Annotated in this window: 15 protein-coding genes and 1 pseudogene; 11 read left to right on the top strand and 5 right to left on the bottom strand. The window is 68.6% G+C overall.

Annotated elements, in window-relative coordinates; genetic code table 11:
- Positions 1-41 precede the first annotated feature (41 nt).
- A pseudogene (locus IDM45_RS18090) lies at positions 42-551 on the bottom strand (GAF domain-containing protein); the annotation flags it as partial.
- A gap of 313 nt (positions 552-864) precedes the next feature.
- Here IDM45_RS18090 and IDM45_RS06585 point away from each other — a divergent pair.
- The 8 genes from IDM45_RS06585 (at position 865) to IDM45_RS06550 (ending at position 9,813) form a co-directional block, all read left to right on the top strand.
- Positions 865-1,341: a (2Fe-2S)-binding protein gene (locus tag IDM45_RS06585; RefSeq protein ID WP_209422137.1), complete on the top strand. Its 477-nt coding sequence runs from the start codon at positions 865-867 to the stop codon at positions 1,339-1,341.
- A 23-nt stretch (positions 1,342-1,364) separates the two neighbouring features.
- On the top strand, positions 1,365-3,737 hold the full coding sequence (locus IDM45_RS06580; protein ID WP_209422136.1) for a xanthine dehydrogenase family protein molybdopterin-binding subunit: 2,373 nt from the start codon (positions 1,365-1,367) through the stop codon (positions 3,735-3,737).
- A 20-nt stretch (positions 3,738-3,757) separates the two neighbouring features.
- Positions 3,758-4,549, top strand: coding sequence for an FAD binding domain-containing protein (locus IDM45_RS06575; RefSeq protein WP_209422135.1), 792 nt, complete (start codon positions 3,758-3,760; stop codon positions 4,547-4,549).
- Positions 4,550-4,788: 239 nt separating this feature from the next.
- Positions 4,789-5,802, top strand: coding sequence for an AAA family ATPase (locus tag IDM45_RS06570; protein ID WP_209422134.1), 1,014 nt, complete (start codon positions 4,789-4,791; stop codon positions 5,800-5,802).
- A 51-nt stretch (positions 5,803-5,853) separates the two neighbouring features.
- Complete coding sequence (locus tag IDM45_RS06565; protein WP_209422133.1) at positions 5,854-7,092, top strand: vWA domain-containing protein; 1,239 nt, start codon at positions 5,854-5,856, stop codon at positions 7,090-7,092.
- Between the two features lie 27 nt (positions 7,093-7,119).
- On the top strand, positions 7,120-7,680 hold the full coding sequence (locus IDM45_RS06560) for a CoxG family protein (protein ID WP_209422132.1): 561 nt from the start codon (positions 7,120-7,122) through the stop codon (positions 7,678-7,680).
- 283 nt (positions 7,681-7,963) lie between these two features.
- Positions 7,964-9,073 (top strand): XdhC family protein, encoded by a 1,110-nt coding sequence (locus IDM45_RS06555; RefSeq protein ID WP_209422131.1) that lies wholly within the window; start codon positions 7,964-7,966, stop codon positions 9,071-9,073.
- Entirely contained in the window at positions 9,070-9,813 is a 744-nt protein-coding gene (locus IDM45_RS06550; RefSeq protein WP_232654237.1) for a nucleotidyltransferase family protein, read from the top strand. Before IDM45_RS06555 ends, IDM45_RS06550 begins: the two co-directional genes overlap by 4 nt.
- Positions 9,814-9,862: 49 nt before the next feature.
- Here the strand turns inward: IDM45_RS06550 and IDM45_RS06545 are convergent, their stop codons facing one another.
- Together IDM45_RS06545 and trhP are read right to left on the bottom strand one after the other, a co-directional pair.
- Positions 9,863-10,750 carry a ParB N-terminal domain-containing protein gene (locus IDM45_RS06545; RefSeq protein WP_209422130.1) on the bottom strand — a complete coding sequence of 296 codons (888 nt, stop codon included), beginning with the start codon at positions 10,748-10,750 and terminating at the stop codon, positions 9,863-9,865.
- A 149-nt stretch (positions 10,751-10,899) separates the two neighbouring features.
- Positions 10,900-12,285 (bottom strand): prephenate-dependent tRNA uridine(34) hydroxylase TrhP, encoded by a 1,386-nt coding sequence (trhP, locus tag IDM45_RS06540; RefSeq protein ID WP_209422129.1) that lies wholly within the window; start codon positions 12,283-12,285, stop codon positions 10,900-10,902.
- Positions 12,286-12,464: 179 nt separating this feature from the next.
- On the opposite strand from trhP, the gene IDM45_RS06535 reads away from it, so the two are divergent.
- Together IDM45_RS06535 and rimO are read left to right on the top strand one after the other, a co-directional pair.
- Positions 12,465-13,328, top strand: a complete 864-nt coding sequence (locus IDM45_RS06535) for a phosphate/phosphite/phosphonate ABC transporter substrate-binding protein (protein ID WP_232654239.1) — start codon at positions 12,465-12,467, stop codon at positions 13,326-13,328.
- Between the two features lie 103 nt (positions 13,329-13,431).
- Entirely contained in the window at positions 13,432-14,838 is a 1,407-nt protein-coding gene (gene rimO, locus IDM45_RS06530; RefSeq protein WP_209422128.1) for a 30S ribosomal protein S12 methylthiotransferase RimO, read from the top strand.
- Between the two features lie 168 nt (positions 14,839-15,006).
- Here rimO and efp read toward each other — a convergent pair whose 3' ends face one another.
- Together efp and IDM45_RS06520 are read right to left on the bottom strand one after the other, a co-directional pair.
- Entirely contained in the window at positions 15,007-15,561 is a 555-nt protein-coding gene (gene efp / locus IDM45_RS06525; RefSeq protein ID WP_209422127.1) for an elongation factor P, read from the bottom strand.
- Between the two features lie 179 nt (positions 15,562-15,740).
- Complete coding sequence (locus tag IDM45_RS06520) at positions 15,741-17,015, bottom strand: elongation factor P maturation arginine rhamnosyltransferase EarP (RefSeq protein WP_209422126.1); 1,275 nt, start codon at positions 17,013-17,015, stop codon at positions 15,741-15,743.
- Positions 17,016-17,125: 110 nt separating this feature from the next.
- Here IDM45_RS06520 and IDM45_RS06515 point away from each other — a divergent pair, with 110 nt between their 5' ends.
- Positions 17,126-18,358 (top strand): CaiB/BaiF CoA transferase family protein, encoded by a 1,233-nt coding sequence (locus IDM45_RS06515; protein ID WP_209422125.1) that lies wholly within the window; start codon positions 17,126-17,128, stop codon positions 18,356-18,358.
- Positions 18,359-18,438 lie beyond the last annotated feature (80 nt).

Here is an 18,438-nt window from a genome sequence, read left to right as displayed (position 1 = left end):
AGACGCAATCGATGCGGCTGCTGCAGCAACAGCGCCTGCTCGATGCGCTGGGCCGACTGGGCCACCAAGTGCTTGAGCTCAGGCCGCTCGGGCACATCGACGCCAGTTGCATCCAACATGCCCAGGCACTCGCCCGATGGCCCGAACAGTGGTGCGCCGGCGCAGCTGTAAACCGCCGTGTGGCGAAAGAAGTGCTCGCCCTGATGTAGCCAGACCGGAATTTTCTCGGCCAGCGCGGCCCCGATGGCGCTGGTGCCGATGCTGTCCTCGGACAGATCGACGCCCACGCGGGCGATGGCGTGCGAATGCGGCTCGGCATGGTCGATAGCGCCCGCCGTGTCGATCACCAGGCCGCGCGCATCGGTCAGGATGACGAAATAGCGGATAGGCGCCAGCAGCGCTCCCAGGCGCTCCAGTTCGGGACGTGCAGCCGCCAGCAGCCCGGCCTGAGCCTGCCGGGCCTGCCGCGCTGCGCTGGCTGTCACCGGTTGGAACACCACGGGTTCATCAGGCTGGCGCCCCTGGGCCAGGCAGCGGCGCCAGCTCTGCATGATCCAGGCGCGGTCGTACCAGGCGCTGGCCAGTATCTGGGTCAATTCGCCACCGCTGGCCAGCAGGCTCTGGCGTGCCTGTGAGATCTGTCTGAGGCGCAGGTCGTCGTGCATGGTTGCTGGATAGATGGCTGCAGCAGCGGCGGGGCTGCGGGAGTAGCGGGTGCCGACGTCTCAATGTGAGAATTTCTCCGCCTTCGCCCGGGAATCGAGGGTTTCCCCGTGGCACTGGGACGGCGGCTTGTTCCAAGAATGTCCCGTTCCCGCTGACAAGACTACCGCAACCCACGACAAGGACAAGGAGACGCCCGCGATGCAAGTAGAACTCGTCGTCAATGGCAAGCCGGTTTCGGCTGATGTGCCGCCCAACACCCTGCTGGTGCAGCTGCTGCGCGAGCACCTGCGCCTGACCGGCAGCCACATGGGCTGCGACACCGCCCAGTGCGGTGCCTGCACGGTGCTGGCCGATGGCCGGGCCATCAAATCCTGCAACGCCCTGGCCGTGCAGATGCAAGGCTGTGAGATCACCACCATCGAGGGCCTGGCGCAAGCCAACGGCACGCTGCACCCGGTGCAGGCCGCCTTCAAGGAGTGCCACGGCCTGCAATGCGGCTTCTGCACGCCCGGCATGGTGCTCAGCAGCGTTGATTTGCTGGCGCGCCACCCGGATGCCGACGAAGCGCAGATCCGCGAGCAGCTCGAAGGCAACCTGTGCCGCTGCACCGGCTACCAGAACATCGTGCGCGCGGTGCAGACCGCGCAGCAGCAGACCACCCCCGCCGCCGCCTGAGGCCAGCGCACAAGGAGAGCACCATGGGAGCCAGTGACTTCGCCAAGCTGCCGCACATCGGCGTATCGCTCAAGCGCAAGGAAGACGAGCGCTTTCTGACCGGTGTGGGCAACTACACCGACGACATCCAGCAGGCCCACCAGAAGTACGCCGTGTTCGTGCGCTCGCCGCACGCGCACGCGCGCATCCTGGCCATCGACACGGCTGCCGCTGCCGCCATGCCTGGCGTGGCCGCCGTCTATACCGGCCGCGACATCGAGGGCAAGATGGGCGGCCTGCCCTGTGGCTGGCTGATCAGCAACCCCGACGGCACGCCGATGAAGGAGCCCATGCACCCGATTCTTGCCATCGGCAAAGTGCGCTACGTGGGCGACCACGTGGCCATGGTCGTGGCCGACAGCCTCCAGCAGGCCAGGGACGCCGCCGAGGCCGTCGAGGTGGACTACCAAGAGCTGGCCCCGGTCATCGACATGAAGCGTGCCAAGGACGGCCCGGCCCTGCACGATGAGGCACCCGACAACCAGTGCTACAAGTGGACGCTGGGCGACAAGGCAGCCGTCGATGCGGCCTTCGAGGGCGCGGCGCATATCAGCCGGCTCGATCTGGTCAACAACCGCCTGATCCCCAACGCCATCGAGCCGCGTGCCGCCAACGCCAGCTACAACCGCGCGACCGACGAATACACCCTGTACGTGGCCAACCAGAACCCGCACGTGGAGCGCCTCCTGATGACGGCCTTCGTGCTGGGTCTGCCCGAGCACAAGGTGCGCGTCATCGCGCCCGACGTGGGCGGCGGCTTCGGCTCGAAAATCTTCCTGTACGCCGAGGACGTGGCCGTGACCTGGGCGGCCAAACAGCTCAATTGCGCCGTCAAATGGACGGCCGAGCGCAGCGAGTCCTTCCTGAGCGACTGCCACGGGCGCGACCACATCACGCACGCCGAGATGGCCATGGACCAGGATGGCAAATTTTTGGCCATGCGCGTACATACCGACGCCAACCTGGGCGCCTACCTGTCCACCTTCGCCTCCAGCGTGCCGACCATCCTCTACGGCACGCTGCTGGCCGGGCAGTACGCCACGCCGCAGATCTATGTCGAGGTCGATGGCTGGTTCACCAGCACCGCGCCTGTCGATGCCTACCGCGGCGCAGGCCGCCCGGAGGCGACCTATGTGGTCGAGCGCCTGGTCACGCGCTGCGCCTGGGACATGGGCCTGGCCCAGGACGAGATCCGCCGGCGCAACTTCATCACCCAGTTTCCCTACCAGACGCCAGTGGCGCTGCAGTACGACATCGGCGACTACCCCGCCTGCATGGACAAGGCGCAGGAGCTGGGCGAGGTGGCCGGCTTCGAGGAGCGGCGCCGCGCCAGCGAGGCCCGGGGCCTCAAGCGCGGCATCGGCTACAGCAGCTACATCGAAGCCTGCGGCCTGGCGCCGTCCAACATCGCCGGCGCCCTGGGTGCGCGCGCCGGCCTGTTCGAGGCTGGCGAGGTGCGCGTACACCCCACGGGCAGCGTCACCGTGTTCACCGGCTCGCACAGCCACGGCCAGGGGCATGAGACGACCTTTGCCCAATTGGTGGCCGCCCGCCTGGGGCTCGACCCCAGCCAGGTGGACATCGTGCATGGCGACACGGGCCGCGTACCTTTTGGCATGGGCACCTACGGCAGCCGCTCGCTGTCCGTGGGCGGAACGGCCATCATGAAGGCGCTGGACAAGATCGAGGCCAAGGCCAAGAAAATCGCCGCGCACCTGCTCGAAGCGTCGGACGCCGACATCGAATTTGCCAATGGCGAGTTCACCGTCAAGGGCACGGACAAGAAGGTGCCCTTTGCCCAGGTGTCGCTGGCCGCCTACGTGCCGCACAACTACCCGCTGGACAAGCTGGAGCCGGGCCTGAACGAAACCGCGTTCTACGACCCGACCAACTTCACCTACCCGGCAGGCACGCACATCTGCGAGGTCGAGATCGACCCCGAGACCGGCGTGGTGCGCGTCGATCGCTATACCGCCGTCGATGACTTCGGCGTCATCATCAACCCCATGATCGTCGAGGGCCAGGTGCATGGCGGCCTGGTGCAGGGCATCGGCCAGGCGCTGATGGAGCACGGCGTCTATGACCCGGACAGCGGCCAACTGGTCACCGGCAGCTACATGGACTACCAGATGCCGCGCGCCTCGGACTTCCCCGAGTTCAGGCTGGGCCACGTCTGCACGCCCTGCACGCACAACCCCATCGGCGCCAAGGGCTGCGGCGAGGCCGGCGCCATCGGTTCGCCCCCGGCGGTCATCAACGCCGTGCTGGACGCCCTGAAAGACCTGGGCGTCCAGGACTTCGACATGCCGGCCACGCCGCACCGCGTCTGGCAGGCCATCCAGCAAGCCAAGGCCTGAACGCCAGGGAGACCTAGACCATGTACGCATTCACCTACGAGCGCCCCACCAGCCGCGATGCGGCCCAGTCGCTGATGCGCGCCGGCGGCCAGGCCATCGCCGGCGGCCAGACCCTGCTGCCCTCCATGCGCCTGCGCCTGGCCGCGCCCGGGCAGTTGATCGACCTGGCGGGCGTGTCCGAGCTGGCCGGCATCCGCCGCGAGGGCGATAGGCTGCACATCGGCGCCATGACGCGCCACCACCAGGTTGTGGAGAGCGCCGAAGTGCGCTCGGCCATCCCGGCGCTGGCCCATCTGGCCAGCCTGATCGGCGACCGCCAGGTGCGCGCACGCGGCACGCTGGGCGGCTCGGTGGCCAACAACGACCCGGCTGCCGACTACCCGGCCGCCGTGCTCGGCCTGGGCGCCACCGTGCAGACCACGCAGCGCAGCATCGCCGCCGACGATTTCTTCCAGGGCCTGTTCGCCACGGCGCTGGAAGATGGCGAGCTGATCACCGCCATCGACTTCCCCATCCCGCAGCGTGCGGGTTACGCCAAGTTCCGCCAGCCGGCCTCGCGCTTTGCGCTGATCGGCGTCTTCGTCGCGCAGACGGCGCACGGCGTGCGCGTGGCGGTGACCGGCGGCGGCAACGGCGTGTTCCGGCATACGGCGCTGGAGCAGGCGCTGTCGGCCAACTTCGCGCCCGAGGCGGTGGCCGGCGTGGCCACCGACGAGGCCGAGATGTCCAGCGACCTGCACGGCAGCAGCGCCTACCGCGCACATCTGGTGGGCGTGATGGCCCGCAAGGCAGTGCAGCAGGCCCTGACCTGATCCCGTCCCTGCTCCCTCTCCCCCAAGGGGGCGAGGGAGCCAGGCAGCCGTGGCGCACCGTCCCGCCAAACGAAGACGCAGCACAAGACCTGCACACTGCCTGCATACCACCTGCCATGCGTGCCACGGCCACGTGCAGGCAGCCATATCGTTCATCAGAATCATCAAGATTGATAGCTGACATCGCTTATCCCACAAAGGTTTGAGCCGGATTTCATTGTTTTTTTAGACTGCCCCTGATGACTTCACCGCCCAGTCCCAGCGCCGCCTTCGCCTCCATCGACGCCCTGCAGGCTGCCCTGCAGGCGGTCGGCTACTACGCCGACCGCCGCCTGGCCACGGCCACCTTCCTGGCGCTGAGGCTGGGCCGGCCCCTGCTGCTGGAAGGCGAGCCGGGCGTCGGCAAGACTGAGCTGGCCAAGGCCCTGGCCGCCGTGCTGGGGCGCCAGTTGCTGCGCCTGCAGTGCTTCGATGGCCTGGAGCAGCGCGAAGCCCTGTACGAATGGAACTACGCCGCCCAGCTGCTGCACCTGCGCGCGGCAGAAGGCAGGAACACCGCCGAGGAGCTGGAGCAGGAGGTCTATCAGCCGCGCTACCTGGTGCGCCGCCCGCTCCTGCAGGCGCTGCAGACGCCCGAGCCGGGAGCGCTCTTGCTGATCGACGAGGTCGATCGCGCCGACGAGCCATTCGAGGCCTTCTTGCTCGAATACCTGGGCGAGTACCAGGTCAGCATTCCCGAGCTGGGCACGGTGCGCGCCGCCGTGCCACCGGTGACCATCCTGACCAGCAACCGCACGCGCGAACTGCACGATGCCGTCAAGCGCCGCTGCCTGTACCACTGGCTGGACTACCCCGAGCGCGCGCGCGAGTTGGCCATCGTGCGCGCCCTGGTGCCTGAGGCACCGCAGCAGCTGGCAGCCCAGGTCGCCGCCTTCGTGCAGCAGCTGCGCAGCGCGCCCTACGGCGGGCAGTTCCAGCGCGCACCCGGCATCGCCGAGACGGTTGAGTGGGCGCGCGCCCTGGTGGCGCTGGACACCATCGCGCTCGACCCCGAAGTGGTCGTGGACACCGCCGGCATCCTGTTCAAGCAGCGGGGTGACGTGGCCGCCCTGAACCTGGCGCTGGCCGATGAAGCCCTGCAGGCCGTGCGGTTGCAGCAGGAAGATCAGGCAAAAGAACAGGTAAAGGAACAGCAAAAGACAGCGCTGCAGGCCGCAGTCTCCCGGGCTGCCCCAGGATTCCAGCAAGATTAAGAGCCAAAACCGGCGCAAACCCTTGCTGGACAAGCGCCAGCAGCTATCAAAATGTCAGAGCAGACCATCCCTGACCGACCCATTGCGCAGCTGGGCGACGCGCGCAGCGGCAAGCTGTCGGCCAACTTGAGTGCCTTTGGCCGCAGCCTGCGCCGCGCCGGCGTGCCGGTCGATGCCGCGCGCATCGCCCTGGCGCAGCAGGCCCTGCTGGCCGTGGGCGTGGCGCAGCGTCAGGACATGGAGGCGGCGCTGGAGGCCGTGCTGGTCAGCCGCGAGGCCGACCGGCTGGTGTTTCGCGAGCTGTTCGCCGCGTTCTTTCGCGACCCCGACCTGGCCAGCAAGCTGCTGGCGCAGATGCTGCCGCGCGCCGATGGCCGGGCCGAAGCGCCGCGCCGGCGCCCGCGCGTGCGCGAGGCCCTGACGCCGCCGCGCACGGCCCAGGCCGCCCAGCCGGCGCACGAGCAGGCCATCGACCTGGACGCCGCCATGAGTGCCAGCCAGACGGCACGCCTGAAAAACGCCGACTTCAACCAGCTCAGCGCCAGCGAGTACCGCATGGTCGAGCAGCTGGTGCAGACCATCGCGCTGCCCGTGCCGACGGTGGCCGGGCGTCGCAGCCGCGCCGGCAGCCGGGGCGCGCGCATCCATTGGGCGCGCACCCTGCACGCAGCCGCGCGCAGCGGGGGCGATGTGGCGCTGCTGGCACGCCGCCGGCGCCGGCGCCAGCCGCTGCCGCTGCTGATCCTGGTGGACGTATCCGGCTCCATGGAGCGCTACGCCCGACTGCTGCTGGCCTTTTTGCACGCCGCCACGGCGCGCGTGGTCGTGGGTGGGCAGCGGCTGCCGGTGCGCCGTGACGTATTCGCCTTCGGCACGCGCCTGACCGACCTGCAGGCCGCTTTTGCCCATGCCGACACCGACGCCATGCTGGTACACGCCGGCGGGCTGATCCAGGACTTCGGCGGCGGCACCCGCCTGGGCGAGAGCCTGGCCGCGCTGCGCCGCCACCATGCGCGCCGCCTGGTGGGACGGCGCACGCTGGTGCTGCTGGTCAGCGACGGCCTGGACACGGGAGGGCCTGAGGCGCTGGCGCAGGAGCTGGACTGGCTCAAGCGCCACACGCGCAGCCTGCTGTGGCTCAACCCGCTGTTGCGCTTCGATGGCTACCAGCCGCTGGCCCAGGGCGCAGCGGCGCTGCACCGCGCCTGCGATGCCATGCTGGCCGTGCATAACGTCACCCGGCTGCAGCAACTGGCCGACGCGCTGGCCGAGCTGCTGCGCCAGCGCTGAGATTTGTCAAAGGAAAGGAGACACACCATGGAAATGCAAGGCACGCGCCAGCTCGCCGTCACCCAGCAGCAGGCCTGGGAGGGACTGAACGACCCCGAAGTGCTCAAGGCCTGCATCCCGGGCTGCGACAGCATCGAGGCCACGGGCGAGAACGCCTACGACCTGGTCAATGCCATCAAGGTCGGCCCGGTGTCGGCCAAGTTCAAAGGCAGCATCGAACTGTCCGACATCCAGCCGCCCGAGAGCTATACGCTGGTCTTTGAGGGCAACGGCGGCGTGGCCGGCTTCGGCAAGGGCAGCGCCCAGGTACGGCTGCTGCCCAGCGACGGCGGCTGCGAATTGCACTACAGCGCCAATGCCACGGTGGGCGGCAAGATTGCCCAGGTTGGCCAACGGCTGATCGACGGCGTGGCCAAGTCCATGGCGGAGAGCTTCTTCAAGCGTTTCGAGGAGGAGATGCAGCGCCGCCACGGCCCGCAACCCGAGGAGGGGGCGCAAGAGGAGGCCAAGCCCGGTGCGCTCAAGAAGATGTGGGGCAAGCTGACGGGGGGCGGCAAGGACGAGCCGGCAGCCCAGGGCGAGGCCTGAGCCTGACTGCACGCCCTCTGCGGGGAAAGAGGGCAGCTGCCCCGGGAGCGGCCGCCACTCCCTCTCCCCTCTGGGGAGAGGGCTGGGGTGGGGTGAGGGGCCGGTTCGAGCGCTGCGCCTGTTGCAGGCCTGCCCTCACCCTCACCCTCTCCCGCACGCGGGAGAGGGAGTTGCGTCGCCATGCGCTTGCGACATTGGAAAAATCACCGCCTTGCCCGCGCTCCAACGCCAACTGGACAGTGTGCTATCAATTTGATCAGCAAACCCTCACGAAAGGCCCGCCATGGAAAACCTCGACGTCACCGTATTGCGCGGCCTGCGCGACTGGCGCGCTGCCGGCCAGCACGCGCTGCTGGTGACGGTGGTGCGCACCTGGGGCTCGTCGCCGCGCCCGGTCGGCTCCATCATGGCGCTGCGCGGCGATGGCGCAGTGGTCGGCTCGGTTTCGGGCGGCTGCATCGAGGACGACCTGATCGCTCGCTATACCCGACCCGCCACCCAGCCCGATGCCCAGGAGGCCCTGCCGCGCAGCGCTGCTCCCCCGCAACTGGTGCGCTACGGCGTCAGTGCCGAGGAGGCTTTTCGCTTCGGCCTGCCCTGCGGCGGCACACTGGAGCTGCTGCTTGAATTCGACCCCGACGCCGCGCGGCTGCGCGAACTGGTGCAGGCGCTCGATGCCGGCCAACTGATGCACCGCAGCGTGCGCTTGGCCGATGGCGTGGTCACGCTGCAGCCGGCCGACGCCCCTGCCGAGCTGCGCGTGGGCGAGGCGCAACTGGTCAACACCTTCGGCCCGGAATACCGGATGCTGATCATCGGCGCCGGCCAGATGAGCGAATACCTGGCGACCATGGCGCAGTTCTGCGGCTTTGCCGTCACCGTGTGCGACCCGCGCGAGGAGTACCGCGGCAGCTTCGCCGTACCCGGCGCGCGGCTGGTGACCACCATGCCCGACGACACCGTGGCCGAAATGCAGCCCGATGCGCGCACCTGCGTCGTCGCCCTGACGCACGACCCCAAGCTGGATGACCTGGCGCTCTTGCAGGCGCTGCAGACGCCGGCCTTCTACATCGGCGCCATCGGCAGCCGGCGCAACAACGCCGCGCGGCGCCAGCGCATGATCGAGCACCTAGAGCAGACCGAAGAAAGCCTGGCGCGCCTGCGCGGCCCGGTGGGCATCTACATCGGCAGCAAAACCCCGCCCGAGATCGCCGTGAGCATCATGGCCGAGGTGCTGGCGGTGAAGAACGGCGTGCCGTTGCCGCGCGATATGGATGTGGCCCACGTCAAGGACAGGCTGGGCGCCGTGCCGCCCGGCTCGGCCTGCACCGTGGATGTGGCAGATGCCGCCAGCGCGGCGCATACGCCGGGCGCAATGGGCGCGGCAGTGTGAGCCAGCCGGACAGGCCTGCGGCCCTGCCGGTCGCCCCGCAACCGCTGCCGGGTGACCCGCCGGCCTGTGTCGCCGTGCTGCTGGCCGCTGGCGCTGGCCGGCGCATGGGCGGCGTACCCAAGTCGCTGCTGCTGCGCGATGGCCAGACGCTGCTGGCGCGGCAGATCCGCCTGCTGGCCGGCGCCGGTGCTGCGCGGATCGCCGTGGCGCTGGGCCACCATGCCGGACGCTTGCAGCCGGTGCTGCAGGATGTGCGCGCCGAGCTGCAGGGCCGCAGCGCCGGCGCGGTGCAGCTGGCCTGGGCCATCAACCCGGCACCCGACGCTGGGCCGGGCAGTTCGCTGCGCTGCGCCCTGGCGCTGCTGCCCGAGGCACCCACGGTGCTGGTGGCTCTGGCCGACCAGCCGCTGCTAGAGCTGGCCGACGTGCAGGCCGTGCTGCAGGCCTGGCAGCAGCGCGGCCCGGGCATCGAGCTGCTGGTGCCCGTCCACCAGGGGCAGCCCGGCCACCCCATCGCCCTTGGCCCGGCGCTGCGCGCCGCCGTCATGCAGATGCCGGGCGGGCAGGGCGTGCGCGAGTGGCGCCGCGCCCATGCGCAGCAGGTACAAACCCTGGCAGCCCGGCACGCGCGCCACTGCACCGATGTCGATACGCCGCAGGATGTGCAGCGCCTGCAGCGCGAATGGGGCGTGGCGCTGGCGCTGCCTGCTGATTTCCCCTTTTCCTGCGAGGGCGGGTAGGGCAAGGGCCGGCGATGGTGGCACGGCAGCGCCAGCGCCGCCTCCCTCCTCACTCCTGCTCGGCCAGCAGCTCCTGCAGCGCCTTGACCTGCTGGCGCAAGCGCTCGTTTTCCTGCTCCAGTTCGGTGATGCGCTGCTGCAGGGCGGCAGCGTCAGGCGCGGGGGTGGGCGCGGCCTGCTCGGCAGTGCTGCCGCCGCCGGCGTCGGCCTTGGGCTTCTTTTTTGCCTCGCGCACCCGGCGGGCGGCCTGCTTGAGCTCCTGCGCGCCGCCGGCAGCGACGGTTTTCTGCTCCTCCTGCGGCAGGCTGGCCACCACGGCGGCGGCGTTGAGCGACAGCTCGCCGGATTTCACGGCAGCCACCACCTCGGGCGCGGCGTTCTGGTGGATGGCCTCGATCATCTTGACCTGGCTGGCCGTCAGCCGCGCAGCGCGCGCCAGCGCCTCGCGCGTGTCCAGCGCCTCGTCGGGCACCTTGGGCACGCTGGCCAGGGCGCGCGCCACCGCCGGGTCGGCCTCGCCCTCCCAGGGGGCAGGGCCGCCGGCCTCGTCCGGCGCGTCGGCCCGGGCGGCGACCACGGCGGCAGCGGCAGCCGCCCGGCGCGCGGCGATGATCTCGCGCTTCCTCAGCGCCAGCACGCCGCGCTGGAACTCGGACACGCTGCGCCGGCCCAGATGCTGGTCGATCATCCACAGGTGTACGTCCTCCAGGCTCTGAAAGTGCGGGTTCTGCACGGTCTGGAAGGGCAGACCGTGCTTTTGGCACAGCCGATAGCGGTTGTGGCCATCGACCAGCACGTCGCCCCACAGCACCAGCGCGTCGCGGCAGCCCTCGGCCAGGAGGCTGCGCTCCAGCGCCTCGTATTCATCGGGGGTGAGCGGGTCGATATAGGCCTGCAGCTCGGGCAGGACGGTGATGGCGGGGGGCGTGAAATCCATAGGGGCAAACCACAAAAAACGCAGGCAAAAGCAAAAGGCCCGGTCGGGCCTTTCATCAAAAACAATAGCTGGCAGCGCTTGCTGCACAACGGTTTCAAGGTGTTTTCTGCCTCAAACCCTTGATGGGCAAGCGCTGCCAGCTATGCATATCAAAGCAGGCGCGAGATCAGCGCGCCGTCCACCGGCCCTTCGAGCGGGATGCGCACGCGGATCGGGCTGCCCTGGGCGACCTGCACCGGCTCGCCGTCCAGGTTGAACATTTCCCTCAGCTCGATCTGGCGGTTGCCGCTGGGGTGGATGATCTCCAGCCGATCGCCCACGGCGAAGCGGTTCTTGGTTTCCACCTCGGCCATGCCGTCCGCATAGCCGCGTACCTCGCCGACGAAGTGGGCGCGCTGCAGCACGCTGTTGCCGGTTTCGTAGTTCTGGTAGTCGTTGGCCGGGCGGCGCTCCAGCAGGCCACCGGTGTAGCCGCGATTGGCCAGGCCCTCCAGCTCGGTGATCAGGTGTGGATTGAAGGGCCGCCCCGCCACGGCATCATCAATCGCCCGGCGATAGACCTGCGCCGTGCGCGCCACGTAGTACAGGCTCTTGGTGCGGCCCTCGATCTTGAGCGAATCGACGCCTATCCTGACCAGCCGCTCGACGTGCTCGACGGCGCGCAAGTCCTTGCTGTTCATGATGTAGGTGCCGTGCTCGTCTTCCATGATGGGCATCAGCTCGCCGGGGCGGCCTCTTTCCTCGATCAGATAGACCTGATCGGCCCTGGGGTGGCGCTGGCCGCTGCCGCAGGTACTTTGCGTGGTGCTGCTGAACTGGCTGTCGGCCTCCTGGCGCGCGGCCTCGAAGTTGAAGGCCGCGCCGCCGCTGCTGTCCATGCGCGAGGCCAGGGCCTCGCCGGTGTTGGGATCGACGGCCGCATCGTGCGTCTTGTACTCCCAGCGGCAGGCGTTGGTGCAGGTGCCCTGGTTGGGGTCGCGCCGGTTGAAGTAGCCCGATAGCAGGCAGCGGCCTGAATACGCAATGCACAGCGCGCCGTGGACGAACACCTCCAGCTCCATGTCCGGGCATTCCTGGCGGATCTTCTCGATCTCGTCGAGCGACAGCTCGCGCGACAAGATGATGCGCGACACACCCACGCTCTGCCAGAACTTGACGGTGGCCCAGTTGGTCGTGTTGGCCTGCACCGACAGATGGATCTCGGTCTCGGGCCACTTGTCCTTGACCATCATGATCAGGCCCGGGTCGGCCATGATGAAGGCGTCGGGCCGGCACGCTATGACCGGCTCGATGTCGCGCAGATAGGTGCGCACCTTGTCGTTGTGCGCGATCAGGTTGCTGGTGACGAAGAACTTCTTGCTGCGCGCGTGCGCTTCGCTGATGCCCTGGGCGATCTGCTCCAGGCGGAACTCGTTGTTGCGCGCACGCAAGCTGTAGCGCGGCTGGCCGGCATAGACGGCATCGGCGCCGAAATCGTAGGCGGCGCGCATCTTGTCGAGCGAGCCGGCGGGCAGCAGCAGTTCGGGGCTTTTCATGGCGGGGTGGGGCTGGGCAGGGGGCGCAGGCGGGCAAAGCCGGCGATTGTCCCCCAAGGGCAAAGAACGCAATGGCGGCCCAGGCAATGGGCTGGCAAAACCTCTTGGTCGCACAGGCTGGGTTGGCTATGCTGGCTCGTCGCCTAAAGCCATCCTGCCCATCTTGCTCGAGACCTTCCATGACCACCGTTCGCATGTTCCAGTTGCTGTGCCTGTCCGCTTTCCTGAGCTGCCTGCTGTTGCCGGCCAGCATGTCGCACGCTCAGGCGCAGCCCCAGATGCCGCCCCAGGCACAGCAGTTGGTGCTGGTGGTCAGTGAGGGCACCTCTGGCGGGCTGGATCATGCCCAGGCCATCGCCAAGTACCAGGACTTGGCCAACGTCATCGGGGGCGCCCTGAACAGCAAAGTCCGCGTAGTGTTTGCGCGCGAGTTCGCCACATTGGAAAACGGCATGAAGGAGGGCCGGTTCGATTTCGTCATGGCCCGGCCCAGCGACTATCCGGCCCGGGGTATGCGCGACAGCGGCTATCGCTACGTCGCCAACGCCAAGCCCGCCGGTCAGTGCCTGATCGTTGTGCCCCAAGATTCGCCCGTCAAGACACTGGCCGATGCCCGCGGCAGGCGTTTCGTGATGCCCGAGCAGGTGTCGTACATGGCGCGGTTTTGCCGTGCCGAACTGCGTGACCAGGGCATCAAGCTGGCAGCCGAGGACGTGAAATACGTGCGCGAGCAGGCCGCCGTGTCGTTTTACCTGAACAACAAGCTTGCTGATGTGGGCGGTATTGCTTCGTACTCGGGCCCGGCCAGAAAACTGGAGCAAGAGGGCCTGAGCATCCTGCATGGCAGCGTCCCGCAACCCTACTTTCCGCTGGTGGCGCACCGCCGCTTCGATGCCGCGCAGATCAAGGCTGTCCAGGGCGAGCTGGAAAGCCTGGCTGGAAGGCCGCAAGGGGTCGAAATCCTCAAGCGCATCGGCATCGCCGGCTTTGGCACCGATGGCGAGGGCGCGATGAAGGACTTGCTGGTCTGGCTGGAAAAATAGCCTGGACAGAGGGGAAAAACAGGCACTGCCGTAGAATTTGCGCCTTTTTCCCTTCCGCAACCTCCCCAAACAGGTCGCGCTGCGACGCTGCGAGACACACGCCATGCAATCCACTGTCGAGGGCGCGCAGTCGGCGGCCCAGGCTCCCAAGATCGCCTTCGCCAGCCTGGGCTGCCCGAAGAATCTGACCGATTCCGAACTCATCCTGACCCAGCTCTCCGCCGAGGGCTACCGCACCTCCAAGTCCTTCGACGGCGCCGATCTGGTCATCGTCAACACCTGCGGCTTCATTGATGACGCCGTGCGCGAAAGCCTGGACACCATAGGCGAGGCGCTGGCCGAAAACGGCAAGGTCATCGTCACCGGCTGCCTGGGCGCCAAGGCCGGCAAGGACGGCGGCGGCACGCTGGTGCAGGACGTACACCCGAGCGTGCTGGCGGTGACTGGCCCGCACGCGGCGCAGGAGGTCATGGATGTGGTGCATCGCCACCTGCCCAAGCCGCACGACCCCTTCATCGACCTGGTGCCGGGGGCGTTTGGCGAAGCCGGCATCAAGCTCACGCCGCGCCACTACGCCTACCTGAAGATCAGCGAGGGCTGCAACCACCGCTGCACCTTCTGCATCATCCCGTCCATGCGTGGCGACCTGGTCTCGCGCCCGGTGGGCGACGTGCTGCGTGAGGCGCGTGCGCTGTTCGAGGGCGGCGTCAAGGAGTTGCTGGTGGTCAGTCAGGACACCTCGGCCTATGGCGTGGACGTGAAATACCGCACGGGTTTCTGGGACGGCAAGCCGGTGCGCACGCGGCTGCTCGAATTGGTGCAGGCGCTGGGCGAGCTGGCCCGGCCCCACGGCGCTTGGGTGCGGCTGCACTACGTCTATCCCTACCCCAGCGTGGACGAGCTGATCCCGCTGATGAACGAGGGCCTGGTGCTGCCCTATCTGGACGTGCCGCTGCAGCACAGCCACCCGGATGTGCTGCGCCGCATGAAGCGCCCGGCCAGCGGCGAGAAGAACCTGGAGCGCATCCAGCGCTGGCGCGAGCAGTGTCCGCAACTGGTCATTCGCAGCACCTTCATCGCCGGTTTTCCGGGCGAGACGGAGGAGGAATTCCAGCACCTGCTGGATTTCCTGCGCGAGGCGCAGATCGACCGCGCCGGCTGCTTTGCCTACAGCGACGTGCCGGGCGCGGCGGCCAATGCGCTGCCGGGCATGTTGCCCACCTTGCTGCGCGAGGAGCGCCGCGCGCGCTTCATGGCGGTGGCGGAAGAGGTGTCCACGGCGCGCCTGGCGCAGCGCATCGGCTCGACAATGCAGGTGCTGGTGGACAAGGCCGTGAGCCTGGGCAAGAAGGGCGGCGTGGGCCGCTCCTGGGCCGATGCGCCGGAGATCGACGGCGTGGTGCATCTGCAGCCCGTCGAAAAGGCCAGCCGGGCCTACAAGAGCGGCGACTTCGTGCGCGCGCGCATCGTCGGCACGCAGGGGCACGATCTGGTGGGCGTGCCGGTCTGACGATCTCCTGCTCCCCCGGCGGCGGCTGAATATCTGGCCGCTGCGCCCACCGCCAGCCGGCCCCCATCCCAGCCTTCCCCCAAGGGGGAAGGAGCACAAACCAGTAGGCCGGGCAGGCACAAAAAAGGCTTCCCTCGGGAAGCCTTTCTGCTGGACGCTGCCGGCGCTTCAGACGCGCTTGCGGTATTCGCCCGTGCGGGTGTCGATTTCGATCTTGTCGCCTTGCGAGACGAAAAGCGGCACCGGCACTTCAAAGCCGGTGGCGATCTTGGCCGGCTTGAGCACCTTGCCCGAGGTGTCGCCCTTGACGGCGGGCTCAGTCCAGGTGATTTCGCGCTCGACGCTGGTGGGCAGTTCGACCGAAATCGCCTTGCCGTCGTAGAACACCACTTCGGCGGTCATGCCGTCTTCCAGGAAGCTGATGGCGTCGCCCATGTTGCCGGCTTCGACCTCGTACTGGTTGTACTCGGTGTCCATCCAGACATACATCGGGTCGGCGAAGTAGGAATAGGTGCATTCCTTCTTGTCCAGCACCACGTTGTCGATCTTGTCGTCGGCCTTGAAGACGACTTCGGTGCCCATGCTGTTGAGCAGGCCCTTGAGCTTCATGCGCACGGTGGCGGCGCCGCGGCCACCGCGGGCGTATTCGGTGCGCAGCACGATCATGGGGTCTTTGCCCTGCATGATGACGTTGCCGGCGCGGATTTCTTGAGCGAGTTTCATGGCTTGGCCTGATAGAGGTGAAGGTTAGGCCGCTCGCACGAGGCGGGGCGAAACCGGCAGGGCCTGCCGGGCAGGGCCTCTGCTGAATCACCCCGGCGCTGGGACGCTTGCGGCGGGGGCGCCGGCTGGCATCGATCACGCTGAAAGAGCCGGCCACGGATGGCGCAAAGCCGGCGATTCTAGCTTTTGTCGCGCACAAACCCCAGCAGTTGGGTCAACAAATCCGGCTGCTGCATGAGGCGATGGCGCGCCGTCTGGATGCAGGCGCGCCATTCGGCCAGGGTGGCAGGCTGCAGCAATGCAGGCAGTGAGGTGGGCGCAGCCAGGCCGTTCCAGGCCAGATGAGCCTGGCGCAGCGAGGGCGGGGCGGCCAGCCAGTCCAGGAAGGCGTGCAGCTTGGCGTGGTGGGCGTTGTCGTGCTGCGGGTAGATGTGCCAGACCAGCGGCTGGCCGGCCCACAGGGCGCGCACCAGCGAGTCCTCGCCGCGCACGAAGTTCAGCTCGCAGGCCCACAGCAGCTCGTCGAACTGCGGCTGTGGGCGGGGTGGGAGATACGAAATTGATAGCTGGCAGCGCTTGCCCAGCAATGGTTTGAGGCCGATTTCATCTGAAAAACGTGCCTGTTCGCCACGCTCCAGCCTGCCTTCAGCCCCCTCTCCCGCCAGCGGGAGAGGGAGCAAGGCAGGAGACGCGGCGCACAGCGCCTGGCGCAGCGCAGCACTGGCACGGCCCGGGGTGGCCAGCAGGTGGGCGCCCGGGCAGCCCTGCAATTGCGCCAGCAACTGTCCCAGCGCCGGTGGCTCGTAGCAAAACAGGCTGACGGTCAGGGCATCCGGGGCGATGCCGTGGCGCCGTCGCCAGGCCGTGCGGTCGAAGGCCGCCTGGCGTGCCGACAGGCCCGGCTCGCGCAGCAGGCCGCCCGTGCGCGGCGTGAAGCCGGGGTAGAAGAACCAGCGCGTCAGCCCGGCTCCCGGCCCGCTGGCCAGCGGCGAGGGCAGGCCGTGGCAGCGCTCGACATAGGCTTCGGCGGACAGGTATTCCAGGTTGATCCACAGCGGCGCGCGTTGGCCTTCGCCTGTGCTTTCGCCTGTGCCTGCGCTTTCCCGTGCCGCCTGTGCGATGGCGGTAACAAAGGGCGCCGGGATCTCGCAGCCGAAGGCCTCGACCACCACGTCGCCCGCACCGTCCTCGGGCGGCTGCGTCGGCCAGGGCAGCACCTGCACGCCGGCAGCGCCCTGCGGTGCCATCCAGGCCAGGGCGCTGGCGTCGTCCGTCCACAGGCGCACGCTGTGTCCGCGCGCCGCCAGGTCGGCAGCCAGACGCCAGCACACGCCTATGTCGCCGAAGTTGTCGATGACCTGGCAGAAGATATCCCAGCGCAGTGCGGGTGGCGAGGGCCGGGCCGGGAGCAAAGGCGCGGCGGCAGGGGCTGGTGCAGGGGCGGGGCTGGGCATGGCGGGCGATTATCGGCAGCGCCGGGCATGGCAAGATGCCGCGCGCATGGCAGGCGCGCCGTCGCCTTGCCTTCTTTCCAGACCAGGATTCACTACGCGAGAGGCTTTCGATGACCGAGCAGGCACTGACCCAGCACCCCTCCAGCACCGCCGCCCCGCAGGCCCTGGCCGGCGTGCGCGTGGTCGAGATGGGCCAGCTGATCGCCGGGCCGTTTGCCGGCAAGACGCTGGGCGACTTCGGCGCCGACATCATCAAGATCGAGGCCACGGGCGAGGGCGATCCGCTGCGCAAGTGGCGCCTGCTGCAGGACGGCACCTCGGTGTGGTGGCAGGTGCAGTCGCGCAACAAGCAGTCGCTGGCGCTGGACTTGCGCTGCGCCGAGGGCCAGGACATCGCCCGGCGCCTGATCGCCGAGGCCGACGTGCTGATCGAGAACTTCCGCCCCGGCACGCTGGAGGGCTGGGGCCTGGCGCCCGAGGCGCTGCACGCGCTCAACCCCGGGCTGATCATCCTGCGCATCTCCGGCTACGGCCAGAGCGGGCCGTACCGCGACCTGCCGGGCTTTGGCGTCATCGGCGAGGCCATGGGCGGCCTGCGCCACCTCACGGCCGAGCCGGGCCGCGTGCCGGTGCGCGTAGGCGTGTCCATCGGCGACACGCTGGCGGCGCTGCATGGCGCCATCGGCGTGCTGCTGGCGCTGTACCACCGCAAGGCGCACGGCGGGCCGGGCCAGGTCATCGACGTGGCGCTGCACGAGGCCGTCTTCAACTGCATGGAAAGCCTGATCCCCGAGTACAGCGCCTTTGGCGCCGTGCGCGAGCCCGCCGGCAGCGCCCTGCCGGGCATCGCGCCAAGCAATGCCTACCCCTGCCAGGACGGCTGGGTGCTGGTGGCCGGCAATGGCGACAGCATCTTCAGGCGCCTGATGACGGCCATTGGCCGCGCCGATCTGGCCGCCGATACGCAACTGGCCGGCAACACTGGCCGCGTGGCGCGCGTGGCCGAGATCGACGATGCCATCGGGCAGTGGACGGCTGCGCGCGGCGTGGCCGAAGTGGTCGAGGCGCTGGCGGCGGCGCGCGTGCCGGCGGGCAAGGTCTATACCGCACGCGACATCGCCCAGGATCCGCACTACCGCGCGCGCGACATGCTGCTGACCCAGCGCACGCGCGATGGCCATGAACTGCTGGTGCCGGGCATAGTCCCCAAGCTCTCGGCCACGCCCGGGCGCATCCGCGCGAGCGCCCCGCACCTGGGCGAGGACACCGATGCCGTGCTGGCCGAGGCCGGCCTGACGCCCGGGCAGATCGCGCTGCTGCGCGAGCGGGGCATCGTCCAGTGAGTGGATGATTTTGGGTCAAAAGACGATTTTGACCATACAGGACAAGCGCTGACAGCTATTTATTTGGTAGCAAAACAGGC

The sequence above is a fragment of the Melaminivora jejuensis genome (assembly GCF_017811175.1).
GTDB classification, from domain to species: domain Bacteria; phylum Pseudomonadota; class Gammaproteobacteria; order Burkholderiales; family Burkholderiaceae_C; genus Melaminivora; species Melaminivora jejuensis.
This window is presented reverse-complemented; position numbering and strand designations above follow the sequence as displayed.

Coding starts and splice junctions, on each gene's coding strand:
- IDM45_RS06580 (WP_209422136.1), top strand. CDS start 1,365: ATGGGAGCCAGTGACTTCGCCAAGCTGCCGCACATCGGCGTATCGCTC.
- IDM45_RS06520 (WP_209422126.1), bottom strand. CDS start 17,015: ATGCCCAGCCCCGCCCCTGCACCAGCCCCTGCCGCCGCGCCTTTGCTC.
- IDM45_RS06570 (WP_209422134.1), top strand. CDS start 4,789: ATGACTTCACCGCCCAGTCCCAGCGCCGCCTTCGCCTCCATCGACGCC.
- IDM45_RS06555 (WP_209422131.1), top strand. CDS start 7,964: ATGGAAAACCTCGACGTCACCGTATTGCGCGGCCTGCGCGACTGGCGC.
- efp (WP_209422127.1), bottom strand. CDS start 15,561: ATGAAACTCGCTCAAGAAATCCGCGCCGGCAACGTCATCATGCAGGGC.
- IDM45_RS06565 (WP_209422133.1), top strand. CDS start 5,854: ATGTCAGAGCAGACCATCCCTGACCGACCCATTGCGCAGCTGGGCGAC.
- IDM45_RS06515 (WP_209422125.1), top strand. CDS start 17,126: ATGACCGAGCAGGCACTGACCCAGCACCCCTCCAGCACCGCCGCCCCG.
- IDM45_RS06535 (WP_232654239.1), top strand. CDS start 12,465: ATGACCACCGTTCGCATGTTCCAGTTGCTGTGCCTGTCCGCTTTCCTG.
- trhP (WP_209422129.1), bottom strand. CDS start 12,285: ATGAAAAGCCCCGAACTGCTGCTGCCCGCCGGCTCGCTCGACAAGATG.
- rimO (WP_209422128.1), top strand. CDS start 13,432: ATGCAATCCACTGTCGAGGGCGCGCAGTCGGCGGCCCAGGCTCCCAAG.
- IDM45_RS06585 (WP_209422137.1), top strand. CDS start 865: ATGCAAGTAGAACTCGTCGTCAATGGCAAGCCGGTTTCGGCTGATGTG.
- IDM45_RS06560 (WP_209422132.1), top strand. CDS start 7,120: ATGGAAATGCAAGGCACGCGCCAGCTCGCCGTCACCCAGCAGCAGGCC.
- IDM45_RS06575 (WP_209422135.1), top strand. CDS start 3,758: ATGTACGCATTCACCTACGAGCGCCCCACCAGCCGCGATGCGGCCCAG.
- IDM45_RS06545 (WP_209422130.1), bottom strand. CDS start 10,750: ATGGATTTCACGCCCCCCGCCATCACCGTCCTGCCCGAGCTGCAGGCC.